Genomic DNA, 21,657 nt, shown 5'->3' on the forward strand with positions numbered 1-21,657 from the left:
GCGCCGCTCGACGCCTGTGAACTCCCCCTCTGTCATGGGCCTGAGAGTTTCGCCGGATGCGCGGCATCCGACTTTCTCCTTCGGCGGACGCATCAGCGTCACTCTCCAGAGTCGGCCTGCCCGAACGGTACGCGTACCTGAGAGATTGGCGGGGAGGCTTGCTCCTTCGGTGCTCGACGATCGCGCTGCCGAGGCTCTCCCGCCCGGGTGATGGGCCGTATTGACTTGCGCAGCAAGCATAGCGGTCGCCCGGGGCTCAGCCGACGCAGGATCCCGTCGACACGGTGTTCGAGAGCGACGGCGCGCGCTCCGCGACCGGGGTGAGCTCCGCCATCGTCATCGCGTAGCCCAGGTTCTCGTCGTTCTCGGCACGGGCGAAGACGACACCCGCGACGGCGCCGTCGTCGGTGAGCAGCGGGCCGCCCGAGTTGCCGGGCCGCACTACGGCGTCGAGAGCGTAGATCTCGCGCGGGTTCCACGACTCGTCGTACACGTCGGGCACGCTGGCCGTTCCCACGGACTCCACTCCGGCCGCCACCATCGTGAACGGGCCCCCGTAGGGAAATCCCTGCACGGCGGCCGCGTCACCGGCGGCCAGCGTCCCCGAGAACGGCAGGACGTCGGCGCCCAGGTCGTCGACGGCGATCACGGCGAGGTCGTCGATCGGGTCGAAGTACACGATGCGACCCTCGCGCGCCGACACGCCGGGCAGTTCCACGATGGGGGTGTCGACGCCGGCGACGACGTGGGCGTTCGTCACGAGCCGGTCCTCCGCGATGACGAATCCGCTTCCCGCCGATCCGCGTCCGCAGGCGTAGGCGGTGCCCGAGATGCGGGCGACGGATGCCGCGGCCCGCTGCAGCTCCGGATCGTCCAGGGCGACCGGGGGCGCCGCCTCGACGGTCCCGGGCCCGAGCAGCCGACCGAGGCCCGGGAGGCTGTCCTCGAGCACCGCGCCGCGCAGCTGTGCCAGCGCCGCGGCGACCGGGTCGGGGGTGGCCGCCTCGATGCCGCGCAGGATGTTCGACGAGGCGACGGCGGACGAGACGACGGGGATGCCGGCGACGGCGATCGCCGGAGCCACGAAGGCCAGCGCCAGGATGGCGGCGAGCACCGATGCGATGCCGCCGAGGAACCGCTCGACGCCGCGGAGTTTGAGACGGTCCGCGCCGGAGCGCAGCGCCGCGCCGATCGCTGCGCCGATGGCGGCGCCCGCGAAGATGAGTCCGATCGCGGCGAGGATCACGGCCGGCCCACGCCAGATGGGCGACGGCACCCACGAGCTCACCAGCGGCGTGAGCCAGTACGCCGCGAAGGCGCCGGCGGCGATGCCCGCGAAGGTGCCGATGCTGGCGAAGAAGCCGCGCTGCACCCCGGCGATGCAGGCCGCAATCAGGAGGAGGACGATCACCACGTCGACGACGACCATCCCACCCCTTCCGCCCGTCAGGATCCGCCTCGACAGGCTACGCATCAAGCCTGGGAGACGACCCCGACGGGCACTCCGGGCGTGTCGTGCGGTGGGGTGCGGCGCGCGGGAGGTGGCTCAGTGCTGCGGCGCGGCCAGCTCCCTGCGCACCTCGTCGCGCAGCCTCCCCTGGTTCTCGGGATCGGGCGCGGCTCCCAGCAGCGTGCGGGTGTAGTCGTGCTGCGGGTCGAGGATGACGGTGTCGGCCGGGCCGCGCTCGACGATGTCGCCGCGGTACATCACCAGGATCTCGTCCGAGAAGTGGCGCGCGGTCGCGAGGTCGTGGGTGATGTAGAGGACTCCCAGGTGGTCCTCGCGCTGCAGCTGTGCGAGGAGGTTCAGCACGCCGAGGCGGATCGACACGTCGAGCATCGAGACGGGCTCGTCGGCGATGATGAACTGCGCCCCCGGCGCGAGGGCGCGCGCGATCGCGACGCGCTGGCGCTGACCGCCCGACAGCTCGTGCGGGCGGCGCTCCGCCATCTTGTCGGTCGGGGTGAGTCGCACGCGGTCGAGCAGCTCGAGCACCCGCCGGCGGACCTCCGCCTTGCCCATGCCCGGATTGTGGATGCGCAGCGGGCGCTCGAGGTGATGCTCGATCGAATGGAAGGGGTTCAGCGAAGAGAACGGGTCCTGGAACACCATCTGCACGTCGCCGCGGTACGCCGCGACCTCGCGGCTGCTGTTGCCCGCCGGTCTCCCGTCGAGGAGGATCTGCCCCTTCGTCGGCGTCTCGAGCCGTGCGAGCATCTTCGCGATGGTGGACTTGCCGGAGCCGGACTCCCCCACCAGCGCGATCGTGCGACCCGCCTCGAGCGTGAACGAGACATCCTTCACGGCGTGGAGGGTGGAGAAGCTCAGCCCGCTGCGGAGCCGGAAGTCCTTGACCAGGTTGCGGGCCTCGAGCGTGCGCGGCCCCTGCGCGGTGGGTGGCTGGGCGCTCATGCGGCTCCTCCTTCGAGCGGGACGTTCACGGCCGAGCCCAGCGTCGCCGAGACCGGCTGCGCGCCGGTGCGCACGAAGTCGCCGCGATCGCCGCGCAGGCTCGGGAAGCTCGACAGCAGCTTCTTCGTGTATTCATGCTGCGGATCGCGGTAGATCTCGGTCGCGGTGCCCAGCTCGACGATCTCGCCCTGCAGCATGACGGCGATGCGGTCGCTGATCTCGATCAGCATGGGCAGGTCGTGGGTGATGAAGATCACGGCGAACCCGAGCCGCTCGCGCAGGCGCATGATCTCGCGGATGATGCCGCGCTGCACCACGACGTCGAGTGCGGTCGTCGGCTCGTCCATGATCATGACCTGCGGATCGAGGGCGAGCGCCATGGCGATCATGACGCGCTGACGCATCCCGCCCGACAGCTCGTGCGGGAAGCTCGACAGCCGCTTCGGGTCGACACCCACGAGCTCGAGGAGCTCTTCGCTGCGCCGCTGCTTGTCGCGTTTGGACATCTCGGGGCGGTGGGTGGTGAACACGTCGAACAGCTGCGCACGAACGTTGATGACGGGGTTCAGCGAGTTCATCGCCCCCTGGAAGACCATCGACACCTTGTCCCAGCGGAAGCGGCGCAGCTCCTCGTCGGCAAGGCCGACGACGTCGATGTCCTCGCCGGAGCGGTCGTGGAACACGATCTCGCCCGACGTCATCAGCGCCGGCGGCTTGAGCAGGCGGTTGACCCCGTACGCGAGGGTGGACTTGCCGCAGCCCGATTCCCCGGCGAGGCCGAGGATCTCGCCGCGGTGGAGCGTCAGCGACACATCGCGCACCGCCTTGACGGGCGGATCGACCTCGTACTCGATCGATACGCTGCGCGCCGTGAGGACGGCATCCCGGTTCATGCGGCGACTCCGTTCGTGCTGCGGACCGACTCGACACCGCGGCCCGCGCGCTTGGCCTTGCGCACACGGCGCGCATTCTCGGGGGCGAGGCGGAGCTTCGGGTTGATGATCTCGTCGATCGAGAAGTTGATGAGCGACAGTCCGGCGCCGAGCAGCGCGATCATGAGGCCCGGCGGCACGAACCACCACCAGGCGCCCGTGCCGAGCGCCTGACCGGTCTGCGCGTCGTTGAGCATCGTGCCCCACGTGATGGATCCCGTCGGCCCGAGCCCGAGGTACGACAGGCCCGCTTCGCCGAGGATCGCGAAGATGATCGCGAAGAGGAACTGCGCCGCGAGCAGCGGGAGCAGGTTGGGCAGGATCTCGACGCGGATGATGCGCGTCGTCTTCTCGCCCGCGACGCGGCTGGCGGCCACGTAGTCGCGCGACCGCAGCGAGCGCGCCTGCGCCCGGAGCACGACCGCGGATCCCGCCCAGCCCGTGATGCCGAGCACCACGGCCACCAGCATCCAGCTTCGCCCGGGGATGTAGGTGGCGATCACCATCACGAGGGGCAGGCCCGGGATGACGAGCATGATGTTCGTGAAGAGCGAGAGGATCTCGTCCCACCAGCCGCCCTTGTAGCCGGCGATGATGCCGAACACGATCGACAGCACCAGCGCGATGAGACCGGCGGTGATGCCGACCATCAGCGATCCGCGCGTGCCCCAGGCGAGCTGGGCGAGCACGTCGTAGCCCAGCTTGGTCGTGCCGAGGAGATGCTCGGCGCTGGGCGGCGACAGGGCGGGGTTGTCGGAGTCCATCGGGTCCTGGGTGAACAGCGGCCCGAGGATGCCGAACAGCACGATTCCGATGACGATGGTGAGGCCGAGCGCCAGCTTCAGCGACATGCGCGGCAGCAGCTGCCGGATGCCGCGGCGGGCGGCGGACGCCTCGTCCCGTGCGGCGATGACCTCGGCGTCGACGGGCGGCGTCATGAGGGCGCCGGGCGCGACGATGACGGAGTCGATGGTGCGGTCGGAGAGCGTCTCGGGGGCGCTCTCGAGACGGCCGGTCGACGATTCGGTCACTTCGACCCTCTCAGACATTGTGACGCGCTCTCGGGTCGATGAATCCGTAGACGATGTCCATGATGAAGTTCGCCGCGAGCACCGCGACGGTGATCACGAGGAAGACGCCCTGCATGAGCGCGTAGTCGCTGTTCTGCACGGACTGGATCATGAGCTTGCCGATGCCGGGGTAGGTGAACACCTGCTCCATCACGATGGAGCCGGCCACCACGAAGCCGAGCGAGATGCTGAAGCCGGCGATCGACGGGATCGCGGCGTTGCGCGTCGCATAGGTGCGGAGGATGCGCATCGGCTTCAGCCCTTTGGCCTCGGCCGTGATGATGTAGTCCTCCGACACGGTCGAGACCATCATGTTGCGCATGCCGAGCAGCCAGCCGCCGACGGAGCTCAGCACGATCGTCAGCGCCGGCAGGAAGCCGTGGTAGATCGCGCTGCCGATGAAGTCCCAGCTCCACTCCGGGCCGTTGGGGAACTCCCAGACGTCGTAGCCGCCGAAGATCGGGAAGATCCCGAGTGCGACCGAGAAGATCGCCACCAGCACGAGGGCCAGCCAGAAGTACGGGATCGACTGGAGCACCGTGGTGAACGGCACCAGGTGATCGACCCACGTGCCCCGCCGCCACCCCACCCAGGCGCCGATGCCGACGCCGAGCACGAACGAGATGACGGTGGCGATCCCCACCAGGATGACCGTCCACGGCAGCGCCGCGGCGATCAGCTCGGTGACCGGCGTCGGGTACTTGGTGACCGAGACGCCCAGGTCGCCCTGGAGCATCCGGCCCCAGTACGCGACGTACTGCTCCCACATCGACGACGTGTCGCCGCCGAGGAGGGCCTTGATGTTGCGGACGGTCGTCTCATTGAGCTCGCCGCCCGCCCGCTGCATCTTCGCGAGGAGGATGTCGGCGGGGTCCCCGGGCAGAAGCCTCGGCAGGAGGAAGTTGAGGGAGATCGTCGCCCACAGTGTCACCACGTAGAACGCGATCCGCCGCGCATAGAACTTCATTGCGGCCTGCTCCTCCGTGCCGCGGCCTCTGCCCGGTTCTGCATTACTTCACCGGCTCCAGGTGCTGGAGGACGTAGCCGGACGCGACCGAGCCCCACGCGGGCGGGAAGGCGTACAGGTCGTCCTCGGTCGGCCAGCCCGTGAAGTCCTTGGTGTTGAAGAACGTCTGGGTGGCGTTGATGACCAGCGGGATGTAGGGCAGGTCGCGCACGATCTCGGCCTGGAGGGCGGCGTACGCCTCCTGCTTCGCGGCCTCGTCGTCGGTGGCGGCCGCCGCGGCGACGGCCTCGTTGACGACGGGGTTGTCGTAGCGGCTGAAGTTCCAGCGACCCGAGGGGACCTCCTCGCCGACCTGCGACGTCGACTCACCGGCGAACCAGTCCTTGTAGATCTGGAACGGGTCGGCGACCGAGGTGCCGATGACGCCGCCCATGATCAGCTGGTACTGACCGGTCTGGCGCGCGTCCGAGAACTCCTGCCACTGCACCGTCGAGGCGTTGACCTTGATGCCGGCCTCGGCGGCCTGCTCGCTGATGAGCTTCGCGGCGTCGTTGTAGTCGGTCCAGCCGTCGACCGAGATGAGGCTGAGCTCGAGCGGCGCGCCGTCCTTCGCGTAGAAGCCGTCACCGCCCTTCGCGTAGCCGGCGGCCTCGAGGATCTCGCCGGCGGCCGCGGCGTCGGGCGACTGGGGGCTGATCTCGTTCGCCGGGTCGCCGACCCACTTCTGGTCGCGCGGCAGCAGCGCGAAGGTCGGCGAGATGTCGCCGGTCAGGCCGACGAAGGCCTTCTCCTTGATGGTGCCGCGGTCGATCGCGACGTTGAGGGCCTGACGCACGGCGACGTCGGTCTGCGGACCGGTGCAGCCGAGTTCGGCGTTGGCGCAGGTGTACAGGACCGTCGGGTCCTGCGGCGTGTTGAGCATGCTGATCACGCCCTTGGACGTGATGGAGTCCGGGTTGGGCACGAACATGCCCGTCCAGTCCAGCTCGCCCGCGGTCAGCAGATCCTGGGCCGACTGGTTGGCGTCGATGCCGATGTACTGCAGCTTCTTGATCGCGGGCACGCCCTCGTCGCGGAACTCCTCGTTGGCGACGACGGTGTAGGAGGCATCGGTCACGGTGTCGACGACGTACGGGCCGGTGCCGACCGGCTCCTCGTCGGTGAACGTGGTGTAGTCGTCGACCTCCGACCAGATGTGCTCGGGCAGCATCCAGGTGGTGCCGAGGATCTGGAACTCGTTGGTGAACTGCGGCGTCTCGTAGGTGAGGACGACGGTGCTCTCGTCCGTGGCCTCGGCCGAGATGAGGCCGTCGCGGTGGTTCGGCTCGTAGTTGAAGGTGAAGGCGGCGTCGTCGGCGGTGAAGTCCTCACCGTCGTTCCACTTCACGCCCTCCTTGAGCTTCACCGTGATGACGGTGCCGTCCTCGTTGTACTCGTAGCTCTCGCCGAGCATGGGCGCGGGAGTGTCGTCCGCGGTCTTGTTGTAGAAGAACAGCGGCTCGTAGATCGGGCCGAGTGCGGCGTGCAGCACGCTCGGCGAGAACGGGTTGAAGTTGGCCTCGATGGGCGTCTGGCTGCCGGCCCAGACCCGGAGGGTGCGTCCCTCGGAGTCACTGTCGTCGTCGCCGCCACCACCGGCACAGCCCGACAGGCCGATGCCCAGGATCGCTGTCCCGGCCACGGCGATGAGCGCCGCTCGGCGCTTCGCGTTTCGAATCATCGTTGGTTCTTTCTCTCGTGCGGCATTGCAGGAAGGGAAGGTGCGGGGCACCGGCATTCATTAAGTACTGAGCCCTAACAAATGTTTGGACGTAAACCTAACAAACATTCCTCCCACTTCGCATCCCTCAGCGGCCGCGCGTACGTCACGTCTTGGCAACGGTTCGCCCGAGCAGCCAGGAGCCGGCTCGTGTGACGGCGACGGTTTGGCTTCTGGTCGCAGTGACACTATGATCGATTCGACAGTTAGAGTCATCATGACCAGAACAGCTTCCGAAGTCCCCGCCCCCGGCTCACCGACCGGCGCCGATCCCACGCGCGTGGCGGTGTCGACCGTGATCTTCACGCTCCGACGCCTGCCCGGCAGCGACGGCGTCCGGGTGGTGCTTCCGCTCGTGCGGCGCACCCGGGATCCGCACGAAGGTCAGTGGGCGCTCCCCGGCGGCTGGCTCGATGCGGCCGAAGGCCTCGCCGCCGCGGCATCCCGCACCCTCGCCGAGACGACCGGCCTCGCGCCCAGCTATCTCGAGCAGCTGTACGCCTTCGGCGCCGTCGACCGCTCCCCCACGCGCGTCGTCTCGATCGTGTACTGGGCGCTCCTGCGGGCCGACGAGATCACCGACGCCTCGGTCGAGAACGTCGCCTGGTTCGATGCCGCGACGCTCCCCCGCCTCGCCTTCGACCACAACGAGATCGTCGAATACGCACTGTGGCGCCTGCGCAACAAGGTGGGCTACAGCCGCATCGCCCACGGCCTCCTCGCCGACGAGTTCACCCTCGCCGAGCTGCGCGAGGTGTACGAGGCGATCCTCGACAGACGCCTCGACCCGGCGAACTTCCGCCGCCAGGTCGAGAACTCCGGCACCCTCATCCCCACCGAGGGATTCCGCACCGGCAGCCACCGCCCGGCGCGCCTGTACCGCTACAACAAGGACGTCGAGCTCGCCGACCGCGGCCCGCTCGACACCCGCGACTGACCCATCCGAACGGAGCGCCCGACATGCCTGCCGTCAACATCACCCTCCAGCCGCCGCCCGCCGCCGCGGAGCGGACTCCGACCGATGCGTCGGTGGACCACGCGATCCAGGCGATCATCGCGGGCGCGTCGACCGGCGAGACCTGCAACACCGACCTGGCCGCCGGCCCGTGGGACTTCGACACGCGCCCCGGCTACGGACCCGGCTCGTCGATGGGAGACGTCATCCCCACCGGCTCCCCCCGCCAGGGAGAGCTGCCCCGTGAGTACCGCGAGGCGTCCGAGGCCGAGCTCGCCGATCGCGTCCGCGCCGCCAAGGCGACGCTCGGCGACCGCGTCGTCGTGCTCGGCCACTTCTACCAGCGGGAAGAGGTCGTCGTCCACGCCGACTACGTGGGCGACTCGTTCCAGCTCGCCAACGCGGCCCTCGAGCATCCGGATGCCGAAGCCATCGTGTTCTGCGGCGTGCACTTCATGGCCGAGACCGCCGATCTGCTGTCGCGCCCCGAGCAGGCCGTGATCCTGCCCAACCTCGCCGCCGGCTGCTCGATGGCCGACATGGCCGACATCGACCAGGTCGAGGACTGCTGGGAGCAGCTCGCCGAGGTGTACGGCGACATGGACGCCACGGATGCCGACGGCCTCGTGCCCGTCATCCCCGTCACGTACATGAACTCCTCCGCCGCGATCAAGGGCTTCGTCGGTCGCCACGGCGGCATCGTGTGCACGTCGTCGAACGCGCGCACCGTCCTCGAATGGGCCTTCCAGCGTGGACGCCGGGTGCTGTTCTTCCCCGACCAGCACCTCGGGCGCAACACCGCGAAGGCGATGGGCGTCCCCCTCGAGCAGATGCCGATGTGGAATCCGCGCAAGCACCTGGGCGGGGCATCCGTCGACGCGATCGAGAGCGCCCGCGTCATCCTCTGGCACGGCTTCTGCTCGGTGCACCGGCGCTTCTCGGTCGACCAGATCGAGAAGGCGCGCGCCGAGCACCCCGGTGTGCGGGTCATCGTGCACCCGGAGTGCCCGATGGAGGTCGTGGACGCCGCCGACGAGGCCGGCTCGACCGACTACATCCGCAAGGCCATCGCCGGCGCGACCGAGCCCACGACGTTCGCCATCGGCACCGAGGTGAACCTCGTGCAGCGCCTCGCCGCCCAGTACCCGCAGCACGAGATCTTCTGCCTCGACCCGGTCGTGTGCCCCTGCTCGACGATGTACCGCATCCACCCGGGCTACCTCGCCTGGGTGCTCGAGGGGCTCGTGGCGGGCGAGGTGCGCAACCGCATCGAGGTGCCGCAGGACGTGGCCGATCCCGCCCGTCTGGCACTGGAGCGGATGCTGGCGGCCAAGCCCCCCGCCGCACCCGCGGCCGCCTGGGAGCACGCGTCATGACCGCGGCTGCGACTCGGCCGCACGCGATCGTCGTCGGGTCGGGGATCGCCGGACTCCTCACCGCGCTGCACGCCGTCGCGCACGGCTGCCGCGTGACGCTCGTCACCAAGGACGTGCTCGAGCACGCCAACACCCGCTACGCCCAGGGCGGGATCGCCGGCGTCATGTTCGACGACGACCGCGCCCAGGACCACGTGCGCGACACGCTCGTCGCGGGCGCCGGGCTCAGCGATCCCGACGCCGTCCAGGTGCTGGTCGACGAGGGCCCGGCCCGCATCCGCGAGCTCATCGCCCTCGGCGTCGCCTTCGACCGCGACGCCGGCGGCGGGTTCGTGAAGGGTCTCGAGGCCGCGCATTCGTATCCGCGGATCCTGCACGCGGGCGGCGACGCCACCGGGACGGCGATCGAGAAGGCGCTGGTCGCCGGGCTGCGCGTGAGCGACGTCACCGTCATCGAGCACGCCTTCCTGCTCGGCCTGGTGCTGGACGAGGTCGGCGCGCCCGCGGCGGGCGGGCGACGGGTCACCGGAGTGGAGCTGCTGATCGGCGAGACGGATGCCGGCCCCGACGGCCGCGCGACCCTCGCGGCCGACGCGGTCGTGCTGGCCACGGGCGGCGCCGGCGAGCTGTACGCGCACTCGACCAACCCCGAGGTGGCCACGGGCGACGGCATCGCCGCGGCGATCCGCGCCGGCGCCGACGTCGCCGACCTGGAGTTCTTCCAGTTCCACCCGACGGTGCTGGAAGGCAAGGCTGACGCCGCCGGACTGGCGATCGGAAGATCGTTCCTGGTGTCGGAGGCCGTACGCGGCGAGGGCGCGACCCTGGTCGACGAGCACGGGCGCCGGTTCGTCTTCGACGCCCATCCCGACGGCGAGCTGGCGCCTCGCGACGTCGTCGCCCGGGCGATCGCGCAGCAGATGGAGGCTCAGGACGGGCGCCCGGTGCTCCTCGACGCGACGCACATCCACTCCTCGGACGCCGACGAGCGCGCGGCGTTCCTCGCGCGGCGCTTCCCGACGATCGACCGCGCCGTGCGCGAGCGCGGCCTCGACTGGGCGCGCGAGCCGATCCCGGTGACGCCGGCCGCCCACTACCTGATGGGCGGTGTCGCCACCGACCTGTTCGGCCGCACGTCCCTGCCGGGTCTCTACGCGGTGGGTGAGGTCGCCCGCACCGGCGTACACGGCGCGAACCGTCTGGCGTCGAACTCGCTGCTCGAGGGCGCTGTGTTCGGCGCGCGTGCCGGAGATGCGATCGCGGCGGATGCGGCATCCGGTTCGTGGCCGGCATCCGCGGTCCAGGACGCAGCCGTCACCGCGGGACTCCAGTCCACCGGCGCCGCGGCATCCGCGCGCGATACGCCTGGACCGACCACGCCGGGCTTCTCGCGGCGAGCGCTGCAGGAGCTCATGTGGGAGCACGTGGGACTGGTCCGCGACGAGGAGGGACTCGGGCGCGCGGCATCCGTCCTCGCGCACTGGCGTGCCGAATCGCGCACCCCGGTCGCCGAGCACGGATACGAGGACGAGAATCTGCTGCTCGTCGCGGGGGAGGTCGTCGCCGCGGCCCGCGCCCGCCGCGAGTCCGTCGGCGCGCACTTCCGCGCCGACGCACCGGTCGAGGATTCCGCTCCCGCCCCGGCCCGCAGAACTCCACGGATCGACGCGCCAGCCCGCCTCGCGGCCGCGGGCGCTGCAGATCGGCGCCAGGATCTGTGGAGTTCTGCAGATACCCCGGCGCCCGCCGTCGAGGAGGTGGTCGCTTGCTGACCCGGGCCGTGATCGACCGGGCGGTCGCCGCCGCGCTCGAAGAGGACGCCCCCTGGGGCGACCTCACGAGCGAGACGCTCATCGCCGAGAACGCGGTCGCGCGCGCCGACCTGGTGGCCCGGGAGCGCGGCGTCTTCTCGGGCGGCGAGGTGTTCCAGGCCGCGTTCCGGCTCACCGATCCGGCGATCGACGTCGAGCTCGTCGTCGAGGACGGCGAATGGTTCGAACCGGGCGCGGTGCTCGCCGTCGTCACCGGACCCGCGCGGGGGGTGCTGACGGCCGAGCGCATCGGACTGAACTTCGTGCAGCGGATGTCGGGCATCGCGACGCTCACCGGCGCCTACGTCGCCGAGGTGGCCCACACCGGCGCTCGCATCGCCGACACCCGCAAGACGACGCCGGGTCTGCGCGCCTTCGAGCGCAAGGCGGTACGCGACGGCGGCGGCCGCAACCACCGCCACTCTCTGTCGGACGCCGTCATGGCGAAGGACAACCACCTCGCGGTGCTCGCACACAAGGGTGTCTCGCCCACCGCGGCACTCCTCGCCGCGAAGGACCTCCTGCCCCACACCACCCACATCGAGGTCGAGGTGGACCGGCTGGAGCAGATCGAGCCGGTGCTGGCCGCCGGCATCGGCACGATCATGCTCGACAACTTCTCGCTCGACGAGCTGCGCGCGGGTGTCGCCCAGGTCGCCGGCCGGGCGACGGTCGAGGCATCCGGCGGCGTGTCTCTCGAGACGGTGCGCGCGATCGCCGAGACCGGTGTGGACGTCATCTCGGTCGGCGCGCTCACCCACTCCGCCCGCGCGCTCGATCTCGGGCTCGACGTGCGGATCGACGCACCCTGAGCCACGGGAGCCGCAGCCCATGAGCATGCTCTACCTCGACAACGCCGCGACCACCCCGGTGCGCCCCGAGGTGCTCGAGGCGATGACGCCGTACCTGACCCGCTGGTACGGCAATCCGTCGAGCCATCACACCGTCGGCGAGGCGGCGGCCGATGCGCTGGCCGATGCGCGCGCGCGCGTCGCCCGGGTGCTGGCGCTGCGCGCCGGCGACATCGTCTTCACGTCCGGCGGCACCGAGGCCAACAACCTCGCGATCAAGGGCATCGCGATCGCCGCGGCCCTGCGCCGCGCGGGGGCCGACGGTCCGCGGGCTGGGCTGCACGTCGTCACGACTCCGATCGAGCACGAGTCGGTGCTCGAGTCGGTCGCCTACCTCGAGCGGGTGCACGGATTCGCGGCGACGCGGGTGCCGGTCGACGCGCACGCACGCGTGTCGACAGATGCCGTCGCCCGAAGCCTCCGCGAAGACACGGCGCTGGTGAGCATCGGCTACGCCAACAACGAGGTGGGCACCGTTCAGGATGTCGCCGCGGTGTCTGCCGCCGTTCGCGACCGCGGCGTCCCGCTGCACCTCGACGCTGTGCAGGCCGCCGGCTGGCTGTCGCTGTCGGCGGCGGAGCTCGGCTACGACGCGATCTCGCTCGCCGGGCACAAGCTCGGTGCACCCAAGGGCACCGGGGTGCTCGGCATCCGCGGCCGGATCCCGCTCGAGCCGCTGCTGCACGGGGGCGGGCAGGAGCGCGGTCGCCGCAGCGGCACCGAAGACGTCGCCGGCGCCGTCGGCTTCGCCACCGCGCTGGAGCTCGCCGAGGCGGAGCGGGTCGAGGCATCCGCTCGCGTCAGCGCGATCCGCGACCGCTTCATCGCCCGCGTGCTCGAGCGCGTGCCGTCTGCACGGCTCACGGGCGATCCCGTGCACCGGCTCGCCGGCACCGCGAGCTTCACCTTCGCCGGCACCAGCGGCGAGGCCGTCCTGCTCGAGCTCGAACGCCGGGGCGTCGTCTCGTCCAGCGGCTCGGCCTGCGCGGCGGGCAGCGACGAGCCGTCGCACGTCCTCCTTGCGATGGGCATCGCGCCGGAGCTGGCGCAGACCGCCGTGCGGTTCACCTTCCCTCGTTGGCTGAACGCACCGCTGGATGCCGTCGCCGACGCGGTCGAGGCATCCGTCGCCGCGGTTTCGCCGCCCGGCCGCTGAGCCGCCGCACCGCGCACGCCCCGCAGAGCCGCCCGCAGCGCGGTGCCGCCCGAAGGATCCCGGTGCCCCCGGGCGACCGTAGGATCAGGACGTGACTTCCGCCGTGACCGTGATCGTGCCCGGTTACGACGTGGCGGCCTACGCCGGCGAGGCGCTGGACTCCCTCCGTGCCCAGACCCGGACCGACTGGACCGCGATCCTCGTCGACGATGCGTCGACGGATGAGACCGGTGCCCTGTTCGACGCCGCAGCGGCCGACGACGACCGCTTCCGGGTGGTCCACCACCCGGCGCAGCAGGGCCTCGGCGCAGCGCGCAACAGCGGGCTGGATCTGGTGCGCACGCCCTTCGTCGGCTTCCTCGACGCCGATGACCGCCTGACCCCCCGTGCCCTCGAGCGGCTCGTGGGCACTCTCACGGCCAGCGGCAGCGACTTCGCGCTCGGCGCGTACGTGCGGCTGCGTCCCGACACCGCGGGCGGCTATACGCCCGGCATCGTGCAGCCGTGGGTCGCGGCCGCCACCGCTCCGACGCGCCTCGGCACGACTCTCGATCAGCACCCCGAGGCATCGGGCAACATCGTCGCGTGGTCGAAGGTCAGCCGCACCGATCTGTGGCAGCGCACCGGCCTGCGGTTCCCCGTCGGCAAGGCGTACGAAGACCAGATCGTCGCGCAGCAGATGTACACGCGCGCCCGGGCGTTCGACGTCATCCCCGACGTCGTGGTCGAGTGGCGCGAGCGGGCGGACGGCTCGTCGATCACCCAGCACAAGGGTGAGCTGCCGGTGCTGCGCGACTACCTCGACGCGCTGACGGGTGGCATCGCGGTGCTGGATGCCGCCGGCCAGGCACGTGCCGCGGCATCCCGGGTGCGACTCATCCTCGCCATGGACCTGCCGCCGCTCGTCGATCTTGCCCGCGACCATGCCGACGAGGACTACCGGCGGGAACTCGGGGCGTTCGCACGGGCGCTCTGGGCGCGCTTCGACGGTCCGGAGCTTCCCGAGCCCGCCGCGACCGCCGTCGCCGCCGCCCGGCTGTGGTGACCCGGGTCTGACGACCGCGTCAGTCCTCGCGCCACTCCGCCTCGACAGCGCCCCGCCCGGACGCCAGCACCTCGTCCACGGGGACCACCGGAACGTCCGGAGCGATGTCCGCCCGACGGCCCGGGTGGTCGGCCGGCGGCTCGGCATCCTCCGCCTCGAGGATCTTGGTCGTCGCGAGCTGCTGGGCCGCGAGCTCGGTGTAGAGGCCGCCCGCCGCCAGCAGCGACGCGTGGGTGCCCGACTCGACGATGCGTCCCGCCTCGACCACGTGGATCACGTCGGCCGCGATCACCGTCGACAGCCGGTGGGCGATCGACAGGGTGGTCCGGCCGCGGGCCGCGGCATCCAGCGCCTCCTGAACCACGCGCTCCGACACGGTGTCGAGCGCCGACGTGGCCTCGTCGAGCAGCAGCACCGGCGGGTCCTTCAGCAGCACGCGGGCAATGGCGATGCGCTGCTTCTCACCGCCCGAGAGCCGGTAGCCGCGCTCACCGACGACGGTGTCGTAGCCCTGCTCGAAGCGCTCGATGACGTGGTGGATGTTGGCCGCACGGCACGCGGCCTCGAGCTCGGCATCCGTCGCCGCCGGCTTCGCGTAGCGGAGGTTCTCGCGAATCGTGGCGTGGAAGAGGTATGTCTCCTGCGAGACGATGCCGACGTGGTCGACGATCGACTCCTGCCGAAGGCGGCGCACGTCTTCACCGGCGAAGAGCACGGAGCCGCCGGATGCCTCGTACAGCCGCGGCGTCAGATACAGCACCGTCGTCTTGCCCGCGCCCGAAGGCCCGACGAACGCGACGTGCTGGCCCGGCTCGGCCACGAACGAGACGCCGCGCAGCGTCGCCCGGCTGTCGGCGGCGGCGTCGGGGTAGCGGAACACGACATCGCGGAACTCGATGCGCCCGAGGGGACCGGGCGCGTCGGCCACGTCGATCGCGACGGGATCGTCGCGGATGGCCGGCACCAGGTCGAGGTACTCGAAGATGCGCGCGAACAGCGCCGACGAGGTCTGCAGGTCGAGGGAGACGCGCATCAGGCCCATGAGCGGCATGAGCAGCCGGGCCTGCACGGTCGTGAAAGCCACGATCGTGCCCGCGGTGATGGTGTCGCTGCCACCGCCGATCAGGTAGCCCGAGACCAGGTAGATGATCGCGGGCACGCTCGCCATGATGACCTGCACGACGGCGAAGAAGCCCTGGCCGCTCATCGCCCGGCGCACCTGCAGCCGCACCTGGTTGAGGTTCTCGTCGGCATAGCGGCTCGCTTCGGTGCGCTGCCGGTTGAAGGACTTCGAAAGGAGGATGCCCGAGACGCTCAGCGTCTCCTGCGTGATGGCCGTCAGCTCCGAGAGCGACTCCTGCGTCTCGCCGGCGATGCGGGCCCGCACCTGGCCCACACGTCGCTGCACCAGCACCAGGAAGGGCATGAGCACGACCGCGATGATCGTGAGCCGCCAGTCGATGAGGATCATCGCCACGAGCGAGGCCACGACCGTCACGGTGTTGCCGAGGATGCTCGTCACCGTGTTGGTGAGCACCCCCGAGACGCCGCCCACATCGTTCTGCAGGCGCGATTGGATGACGCCGGTCTTCGTGCGCGTGAAGAAGCCGAGCTCCATCGACTGCAGGTGGTCGAACAGCTTCACCCGCAGATCGCCCGTGACCCGGTTGCCGACGGTGGAGGTGAGCCAGGTCTGCACCACGCCGAGCGCCGCCGACAGCAGGAACAGCGCGATCATCGCGACCACGAGCTGCCAGAGCAGCCTCAGGTCGGGCGGCGAGCCGTCGAGCGGGAACAGCGCATCGTCGAACACCCGCTGCACGAGGAGCGGCGGGATGACGGCGATACCCGCTCCGACGACGACGAGCAGGCCCGTGATGAGGATGGACCACTTGTACGGACGGAAGAGTCCGACGACGCGCTTGCCCAGCCCTGGGATCTCGGGCGCCTCCGCGTTCGCGCGGCGCTGCGCCTCGGTGTCGACGGGCCGGAAGCCGGGGTGTCCGCCGCCTCCCCCGCCCCCACCACCGCGCATGCTCACACCGCCAGCCTAATGAGCCCTGCCGACGCGGGGCTCCGACGCTAGGCTCGAAACATGACCTCGACTCCCGACGCCCCCGAACACGATGGCAGCGACCTCGCCGAGCTGCGCGAGGAGATCGACGCGCTCAAGGCGATCCCGCACGAGGAGATCGTCAACCCGCTTCCGAAGAACCTCGAGGACCGCGAGCCCGACGCCGAGCCGACCGACGCGATCGGATCGGAGAGGTGGGACGACACCGAGTCCCCGCGCCCCGGCAGCTGATCCCCGCGGACCGTCCGCCCGGCGGTCGACCTTCCCCGAATCGGGAATGGGATGTCGGAACCTGTGGTTATGGTGAGAGCTTGCCATCCTCGGGTGGCACTTCGCTGTCCATCCGAGCCTCGAGGAGACGACCTATGGCCGCCATCGATACGACCCCCGGAACCGGCAGCATCGCCGTCCCCCGCACCACCGCCGCCACCGGCGTCGCGAAGCTCGGCCCGCGCGAGAGCCGCGTCATCTGGCTGCTCCTCGCCGCCGCGTTCGTCGCGATTCTCAACGAGACCACGATGGGCGTCGCGATCCCGCACCTCATCACCGATCTCGGCATCACCGCCCTGGCCGCGCAGTGGCTGACGACCGCGTTCATGCTGACGATGGCCGTCGTCATCCCGATCACCGGCTTCCTGCTGCGCCGCTTCACCACGCGGACGATGTTCGTCGCCGCGATGTCGCTGTTCTCGACCGGGACGCTCCTCGCGTTCCTCGCGCCCGGGTTCCCGATGCTCCTCGTCGCGCGCGTGGTGCAGGCCTCGGGCACCGCCATCATGATGCCGCTGCTCATGACGACGCTGATGACCGTCGTGCCCGCAGCCATCCGCGGCCGCATGATGGGCCGCGTCAGCATCGTGATCTCGCTCGCCCCCGCGATCGGCCCGACGCTCGCCGGCGCCATCCTGAACAACTTCGAATGGCGCTGGATCTTCGGCATGGTCCTGCCGATCGCCATCGTGGCGCTCGTCGTCGGCGCCCGCTGGATCCACAACCTCGGTGAGACCACGCACGCTCCCATCGACGTGCTGTCGGTGATCCTGTCGGCTCTCGGCTTCGGCGGACTGGTCTTCGGGCTCAGCCAGCTGGGGGCCGGCGGCCATGGCGGTGGAGCGGATGCCGCGGCCGCGAGCGCCGCCTCGACCACCACGCTCGTCGTGTCGCTGACCGTGGGCATCATCGCACTCGGCCTGTTCGGCTGGCGCCAGGTGCTGCTGCAGCGCAAGGACGACGCGCTGCTCGACCTCCGCGTCTTCCGCAGCGCGAACTTCTCGCTCTCGATCGGGCAGATGGCCATCATGTCGATGGCGTTCTTCGGTGCCATCACCGTCGTGCCGCTGTACCTGCAGGACGTGATCGGCGTCGACGCGCTCACCGCGGGTCTCGTGGTGCTGCCCGGCGCGCTGGCGATGGGACTCGCCGGTCCCTTCATCGGTCGCATCTACGACCGCTGGGGCACGAGGGTGCTGCTCGTGCCCGGTGCCGTGATCACCAGCGCGATGCTGTGGTTCTACACGACCTTCGGCACCGAGACTCCGGTGTGGCTCGTCGCAGGGGCGCAGACCGTGCTGTCGATCGGCCTGGCGCTGTCGTTCACCCCGCTGTTCACGGCGTCGCTCGCGTCGCTGCAGCCGAAGTTCTACTCGTACGGCTCGGCGGTCGTCGGCACCGTGCAGCAGGTCGCGGGCGCCGCCGGCATCGCGGTGATGTTCGGGGTCATGGCCGCAGCCACCGCCGCGGCCACCTCGTCCGGCGCGGAGCAGGCCGCCGCGGGCGCCGCCGGCACGCATGCGGCGTTCCTGACGGCTGCCGTCCTGTCGCTGCCGATGCTCGTCGGCGCCTTCCTGATCCGCAAGCCCGCCGATCAGCCGATGGGCATGCCCGCGGCCCACTGATCGCTCGGCCGCGCCGGCCCCGGTATCAGGCGGATGCCCCACCCCTCGACAAGGGGTGGGGCATCCGCCATTCTGGTTGCGCCCGAACCCGACGGGAAGGCACGACAATGATCGTCAGCACTCCGGATCTCGACGGCGCCACCGGCCACGTCGCCGACATGTACGACAGCGACCGGAAGGGCGACGGCTTCGTCTTCGCGTACACCCGGGCGATGGCCGTGAATCCCGAGGCGCACCAGGCCTTCGAGACGCTGGTCCGCGCGATCGTGCCGTCCATCGGCCTGCGCACCTACGAACTCGCCACGCTGGGCGCCGCGCGCGCGATGGGCTCCGAGCACTGTCTCCTCGCGCACGGCCGCCGGAGCCTGCGCGCGGGTCTCTTCGACGAAGACCAGCTGGCGAGCGTCGCGCGCGACGGCGTCGGGGCCGACCTCGACGAGCGCGACCGTGCCGTGGTCGCCTACGCCGAGAAGCTCTCGACGGATGCCGCGGCCATGACGGACGCCGACTCGGGCCGGCTGCGCGAGGTCGGGTTCACCGACCGCGAGATCGTCGACATCACTCTGGCCGCCGCCGCGCGCAATTTCTTCAGTCGCGCGCTGCTCGCTCTCGCCGTTCCGGTCGACGACGTCCCCGGGTTGACGCCGGCGCTCGTCGCCGCGCTGCGCGCACCGGGCGACGCCGCGCGCGTCAGTGCCGGTTGATCTTCAGCGCTGGTCGATCGTCAGTGCTGGTTGATCGTCAGCGCTGGTCGAGCCTCAGTGGTGGATGAGCGCCTTCAACAGGATGAGCACCCCGCCGAAGGCGGCCGTGATCACGGCGCTGAGGATGCGGGGAATCCAGTGGGTGCTCCAGCGGGCCACGGCGATCCAGCCCAGCGCGCCGAGCAGCACGGTGTTGGCGATGAGCGCGACCCAGAGGGCGAGGCTGTCGTCGATCACGCGCGTCGCGCCGAGGAGCAGGATGATCAGGGGCGGCACGGCGGCGAGGAGCATGCCGCCCGACAGATGGGCGGAGGCCCGAAGGCTTGCCCGCAACCCGGCCTTCCCGTCCGTCGCGGCGAGGCGACCGAGCGTCCCGGCGAACACATGGGCCGCGAAGAACACGACGACCGTCACTCCGACGGTGATGAACGCATCGACGGCGGTGCCCGTCGAGGACCCGCTGACCACGATCATCCCCGAGACGAGGATCAGTCCGTAGATCGCCTCCTCGGACATGAGGATGCGACCCACGCGGGGCGTGATGTGGAGCTGTTCGTCGGTCATCGACGGCGCGTGGCGAGGTTGGGGAGCGTCAGGTCAGTCGATGCTGCAGCTGCCGCCGCCGCAGCACGAGCCGGCGGAGTCGACGACCGTGAGAAGGTTCTTGTCGTCCGGAACCGGCGCGAGCGTGATCGGGGCCGGCTGCTGCGAAGTCGTCATGCCGTCCATGCTACCTACGCGGGCGCCCGCCGGGGCCCACTGCGACCCGGTCACAGCGGCACTCCCCCGTTCTGACAGGTGGGGCAGTACTGCGCCGATGCGCCGGAGAACGTCAGATCGAGGATCGTATCGCCGCAGACGGGGCATGCTTCGCCTCTGCGCCCGTGCACGCGCATCGCGGCGACCTTCTGCGCCTTCAGCTGATCGATGGGCACGCCGCTCCGAGCCGCGATGGCCCCTCTGACCGTGGTGATCGTCGCCTCGAAAAGGCGGTCGGTCGCCTCCGCATCGAGTGCCGCAGCGTGGGTGACAGGCGACTGGCGTGCGAGGTGGAGGATCTCGTCGGAGTACGCATTGCCGATGCCTGCGAGCGTCTCCTGCTCCTGGAGGATCGCCTTGATCTGCTTCCGGCGCCCGCCGAGCGCGGCATCGAACTGGGCGCGTGTGAAGTCCGGATCCGCCGGATCAGGGCCGAGCTTCGCGATGGCGGGGACTTCGTCGGCCCGGTCGACCACGAACAGGCCGAGCGACACCCAGGATCCGGCATCCGTCACCTCAAGAGCGATGTCGCGCGACAGATCGAGCGTGGCGAGGGCCGGCGGCGCATCGGAAGGCACCTCCGACTCCGCCTCCGTCGAGTCCGCGCCGACCCAGCGCATCCACCCGTGCCGGCCGAGCGACACCACGAGACTCTTCTCGTCGAGGATGAGCTCGACATGCTTGCCGTGACGCGCCGCACCCGTGATCGTGCGTCCGGCGATGCCGGTCGGCGGCGCACTGCGGGTCTTGACCGTGCGGAACTCCAGCACATCGACGGCGCGGATCTCACGACCGGATGCCTCGTCGGCGAGGAACCGCGCGAGAGCCTCGACCTCTGGCGACTCAGGCATGGCCCCATCCTGCCATCGCCCGCCGACACGGGCGATGAGCTCACGCGCGGGCGGGTGGGCGGTGCGGGATCGGGTCGGGCTTGAGAGCGCCGAGGCTGCGGCACTGCTCCAGCATCTGCACGGCCGCGAGGAAGAGCATCTCCAGCGATGCGAACCGCGCCGTGCCGCTGCCGACCGAGACCCAGACGGCCTCGTACATGCCGTCGTCATCGAGCTCGACGTAGGCGACGAGGCTGGAGGGATCGCCCCGGTCGATCGCGTGATCGCGCAAGCGCCACGCGCGATCGGCCAGCGGGGTCAGCACCAGCTGATGTATGTCGTCGCGCATGTTCGCCTCCGCGCTCTCACTCATGCCGGTCGGCCGGCATGGGACCCCACCAGGGGTGCTCGTCGGAGAGGCGCCGCCGCGGGCGTTCCGGGGCGTCGCTGCGCGCCGATCGCTCCCCGGACCTCGTTCCGCGTGGCGATTCTGGCGCCGATGTGCTCGGCGCCGGCTTGTGCGCGACGTCCTCGTCGGCGATGGATTCGGTCATCGTCAACCTCCTGCGCTCCGAGGATGCGGCCCCGCCGGCACGAGGACAAAAGGGTTGACAGCGGACGCCTCGACCGGTCTGCGAGACCGAACCCGGGCGCGACGCAGGTCGAGGCCGCGATCACGCCGCCGGCTGGGCCACCTCGGCCGGTGCCTTCTCCGGCCGCGGCGGAGCGTCGCCCGACGCCGCGAGCAGATGCATGTCTGCGAGGTCGAGGATGAGTCCGCCGTTGGAACTGGCCGCCGCCGCCAGGCTCGCGAGCAGAGCGTGATCGATCGCCGGTTCTTCGATGCTCTCGAAGACGAACCGCAGTGGAATGGACGGCTCGAGCCACACCGAGGAACGGCCGCTGCCGTCAGGATGACGCCAGGTCATCATGAAGCTCTCGTTGCGGCGCAGCTTCGTGGCGACGACGAGTTTGACATGTGCGAGGAGATGTTCCGGCATGTGCACCGGATCGCCCTCGGCACCGTAGATGAGTTCAGCCATGGGTGCTGTTCCTTCCG

General features: G+C 70.5%; 21 protein-coding genes and 2 riboswitches. Of the genes, 9 read left to right on the forward strand and 12 right to left on the reverse strand.

Annotated features, from left to right (window positions below; translation table 11 throughout):
* Positions 1-19 precede the first annotated feature (19 nt).
* Positions 20-115, reverse strand: a riboswitch (glycine riboswitch).
* A riboswitch (glycine riboswitch) is annotated at positions 116-212 on the reverse strand.
* Positions 213-256: 44 nt separating this feature from the next.
* The 6 genes from ABG085_RS11965 to ABG085_RS11990 form a co-directional block, all read right to left on the reverse strand.
* A complete protein-coding gene (locus ABG085_RS11965; protein ID WP_347975962.1) occupies positions 257-1,429 on the reverse strand; it encodes a MarP family serine protease in 1,173 nt (390 codons plus the stop codon).
* A 117-nt stretch (positions 1,430-1,546) separates the two neighbouring features.
* Positions 1,547-2,413 carry an ATP-binding cassette domain-containing protein gene (locus ABG085_RS11970; protein ID WP_347975963.1) on the reverse strand — a complete coding sequence of 289 codons (867 nt, stop codon included), beginning with the start codon at positions 2,411-2,413 and terminating at the stop codon, positions 1,547-1,549.
* Positions 2,410-3,306, reverse strand: a complete 897-nt coding sequence (locus tag ABG085_RS11975) for an ABC transporter ATP-binding protein (RefSeq protein WP_347975964.1) — start codon at positions 3,304-3,306, stop codon at positions 2,410-2,412. Before ABG085_RS11975 ends, ABG085_RS11970 begins: the two co-directional genes overlap by 4 nt.
* Positions 3,303-4,283: an ABC transporter permease gene (locus tag ABG085_RS11980; protein ID WP_347979181.1), complete on the reverse strand. Its 981-nt coding sequence runs from the start codon at positions 4,281-4,283 to the stop codon at positions 3,303-3,305. The genes ABG085_RS11975 and ABG085_RS11980 overlap by 4 nt, the downstream gene beginning before the upstream one ends.
* 103 nt (positions 4,284-4,386) lie before the next feature.
* Positions 4,387-5,382 carry an ABC transporter permease gene (locus tag ABG085_RS11985; RefSeq protein WP_347975965.1) on the reverse strand — a complete coding sequence of 332 codons (996 nt, stop codon included), beginning with the start codon at positions 5,380-5,382 and terminating at the stop codon, positions 4,387-4,389.
* A 43-nt stretch (positions 5,383-5,425) separates the two neighbouring features.
* Positions 5,426-7,102, reverse strand: a complete 1,677-nt coding sequence (locus ABG085_RS11990; RefSeq protein WP_347975966.1) for an ABC transporter substrate-binding protein — start codon at positions 7,100-7,102, stop codon at positions 5,426-5,428.
* Between the two features lie 256 nt (positions 7,103-7,358).
* Here ABG085_RS11990 and ABG085_RS11995 point away from each other — a divergent pair, with 256 nt between their 5' ends.
* The 6 genes from ABG085_RS11995 (at position 7,359) to ABG085_RS12020 (ending at position 14,335) form a co-directional block, all read left to right on the forward strand.
* Positions 7,359-8,078, forward strand: a complete 720-nt coding sequence (locus ABG085_RS11995) for an NUDIX domain-containing protein (RefSeq protein ID WP_347975967.1) — start codon at positions 7,359-7,361, stop codon at positions 8,076-8,078.
* A 23-nt stretch (positions 8,079-8,101) separates the two neighbouring features.
* Positions 8,102-9,472, forward strand: coding sequence for a quinolinate synthase NadA (gene nadA / locus ABG085_RS12000; protein ID WP_347975968.1), 1,371 nt, complete (start codon positions 8,102-8,104; stop codon positions 9,470-9,472).
* On the forward strand, positions 9,469-11,244 hold the full coding sequence (gene nadB, locus ABG085_RS12005) for an L-aspartate oxidase (protein WP_347975969.1): 1,776 nt from the start codon (positions 9,469-9,471) through the stop codon (positions 11,242-11,244). The genes nadA and nadB overlap by 4 nt, the downstream gene beginning before the upstream one ends.
* Positions 11,238-12,095: a carboxylating nicotinate-nucleotide diphosphorylase gene (gene nadC, locus ABG085_RS12010; RefSeq protein ID WP_347975970.1), complete on the forward strand. Its 858-nt coding sequence runs from the start codon at positions 11,238-11,240 to the stop codon at positions 12,093-12,095. The genes nadB and nadC overlap by 7 nt, the downstream gene beginning before the upstream one ends.
* Before the next feature lie 25 nt (positions 12,096-12,120).
* On the forward strand, positions 12,121-13,290 hold the full coding sequence (locus tag ABG085_RS12015) for a cysteine desulfurase family protein (RefSeq protein ID WP_347979182.1): 1,170 nt from the start codon (positions 12,121-12,123) through the stop codon (positions 13,288-13,290).
* A 91-nt stretch (positions 13,291-13,381) separates the two neighbouring features.
* Positions 13,382-14,335 (forward strand): glycosyltransferase family 2 protein, encoded by a 954-nt coding sequence (locus ABG085_RS12020; protein ID WP_347975971.1) that lies wholly within the window; start codon positions 13,382-13,384, stop codon positions 14,333-14,335.
* Positions 14,336-14,354: 19 nt separating this feature from the next.
* Here ABG085_RS12020 and ABG085_RS12025 read toward each other — a convergent pair whose 3' ends face one another.
* Entirely contained in the window at positions 14,355-16,370 is a 2,016-nt protein-coding gene (locus ABG085_RS12025) for an ABC transporter ATP-binding protein (RefSeq protein WP_347979183.1), read from the reverse strand.
* Positions 16,371-16,430: 60 nt separating this feature from the next.
* On the opposite strand from ABG085_RS12025, the gene ABG085_RS12030 reads away from it, so the two are divergent.
* The 3 genes from ABG085_RS12030 (at position 16,431) to ABG085_RS12040 (ending at position 19,008) form a co-directional block, all read left to right on the forward strand.
* Positions 16,431-16,640: a hypothetical protein gene (locus ABG085_RS12030; protein ID WP_347975972.1), complete on the forward strand. Its 210-nt coding sequence runs from the start codon at positions 16,431-16,433 to the stop codon at positions 16,638-16,640.
* A 134-nt stretch (positions 16,641-16,774) separates the two neighbouring features.
* Complete coding sequence (locus ABG085_RS12035) at positions 16,775-18,304, forward strand: DHA2 family efflux MFS transporter permease subunit (RefSeq protein ID WP_347975973.1); 1,530 nt, start codon at positions 16,775-16,777, stop codon at positions 18,302-18,304.
* A gap of 107 nt (positions 18,305-18,411) precedes the next feature.
* Positions 18,412-19,008, forward strand: a complete 597-nt coding sequence (locus ABG085_RS12040; protein WP_347975974.1) for a carboxymuconolactone decarboxylase family protein — start codon at positions 18,412-18,414, stop codon at positions 19,006-19,008.
* A 54-nt stretch (positions 19,009-19,062) separates the two neighbouring features.
* Here the strand turns inward: ABG085_RS12040 and ABG085_RS12045 are convergent, their stop codons facing one another.
* The 5 genes from ABG085_RS12045 to ABG085_RS12065 form a co-directional block, all read right to left on the reverse strand.
* The gene (locus ABG085_RS12045; protein WP_347975975.1) at positions 19,063-19,572 is read right to left on the reverse strand and encodes a hypothetical protein; all 510 of its coding nucleotides are present in this window, start codon (positions 19,570-19,572) and stop codon (positions 19,063-19,065) included.
* 33 nt (positions 19,573-19,605) lie between these two features.
* Positions 19,606-19,728: a hypothetical protein gene (locus ABG085_RS12050; RefSeq protein WP_347975976.1), complete on the reverse strand. Its 123-nt coding sequence runs from the start codon at positions 19,726-19,728 to the stop codon at positions 19,606-19,608.
* Between the two features lie 50 nt (positions 19,729-19,778).
* Positions 19,779-20,618 (reverse strand): DNA-formamidopyrimidine glycosylase family protein, encoded by an 840-nt coding sequence (locus tag ABG085_RS12055; RefSeq protein ID WP_347975977.1) that lies wholly within the window; start codon positions 20,616-20,618, stop codon positions 19,779-19,781.
* 40 nt (positions 20,619-20,658) lie between these two features.
* Entirely contained in the window at positions 20,659-20,946 is a 288-nt protein-coding gene (locus tag ABG085_RS12060; RefSeq protein ID WP_347975978.1) for a hypothetical protein, read from the reverse strand.
* A 325-nt stretch (positions 20,947-21,271) separates the two neighbouring features.
* Positions 21,272-21,640: a hypothetical protein gene (locus tag ABG085_RS12065; protein ID WP_347975979.1), complete on the reverse strand. Its 369-nt coding sequence runs from the start codon at positions 21,638-21,640 to the stop codon at positions 21,272-21,274.
* Positions 21,641-21,657: the final 17 nt, after the last annotated feature.

It is taken from the genome of Microbacterium sp. ProA8, from assembly GCF_039905635.1.
Taxonomy (GTDB): domain Bacteria; phylum Actinomycetota; class Actinomycetes; order Actinomycetales; family Microbacteriaceae; genus Microbacterium; species Microbacterium chionoecetis.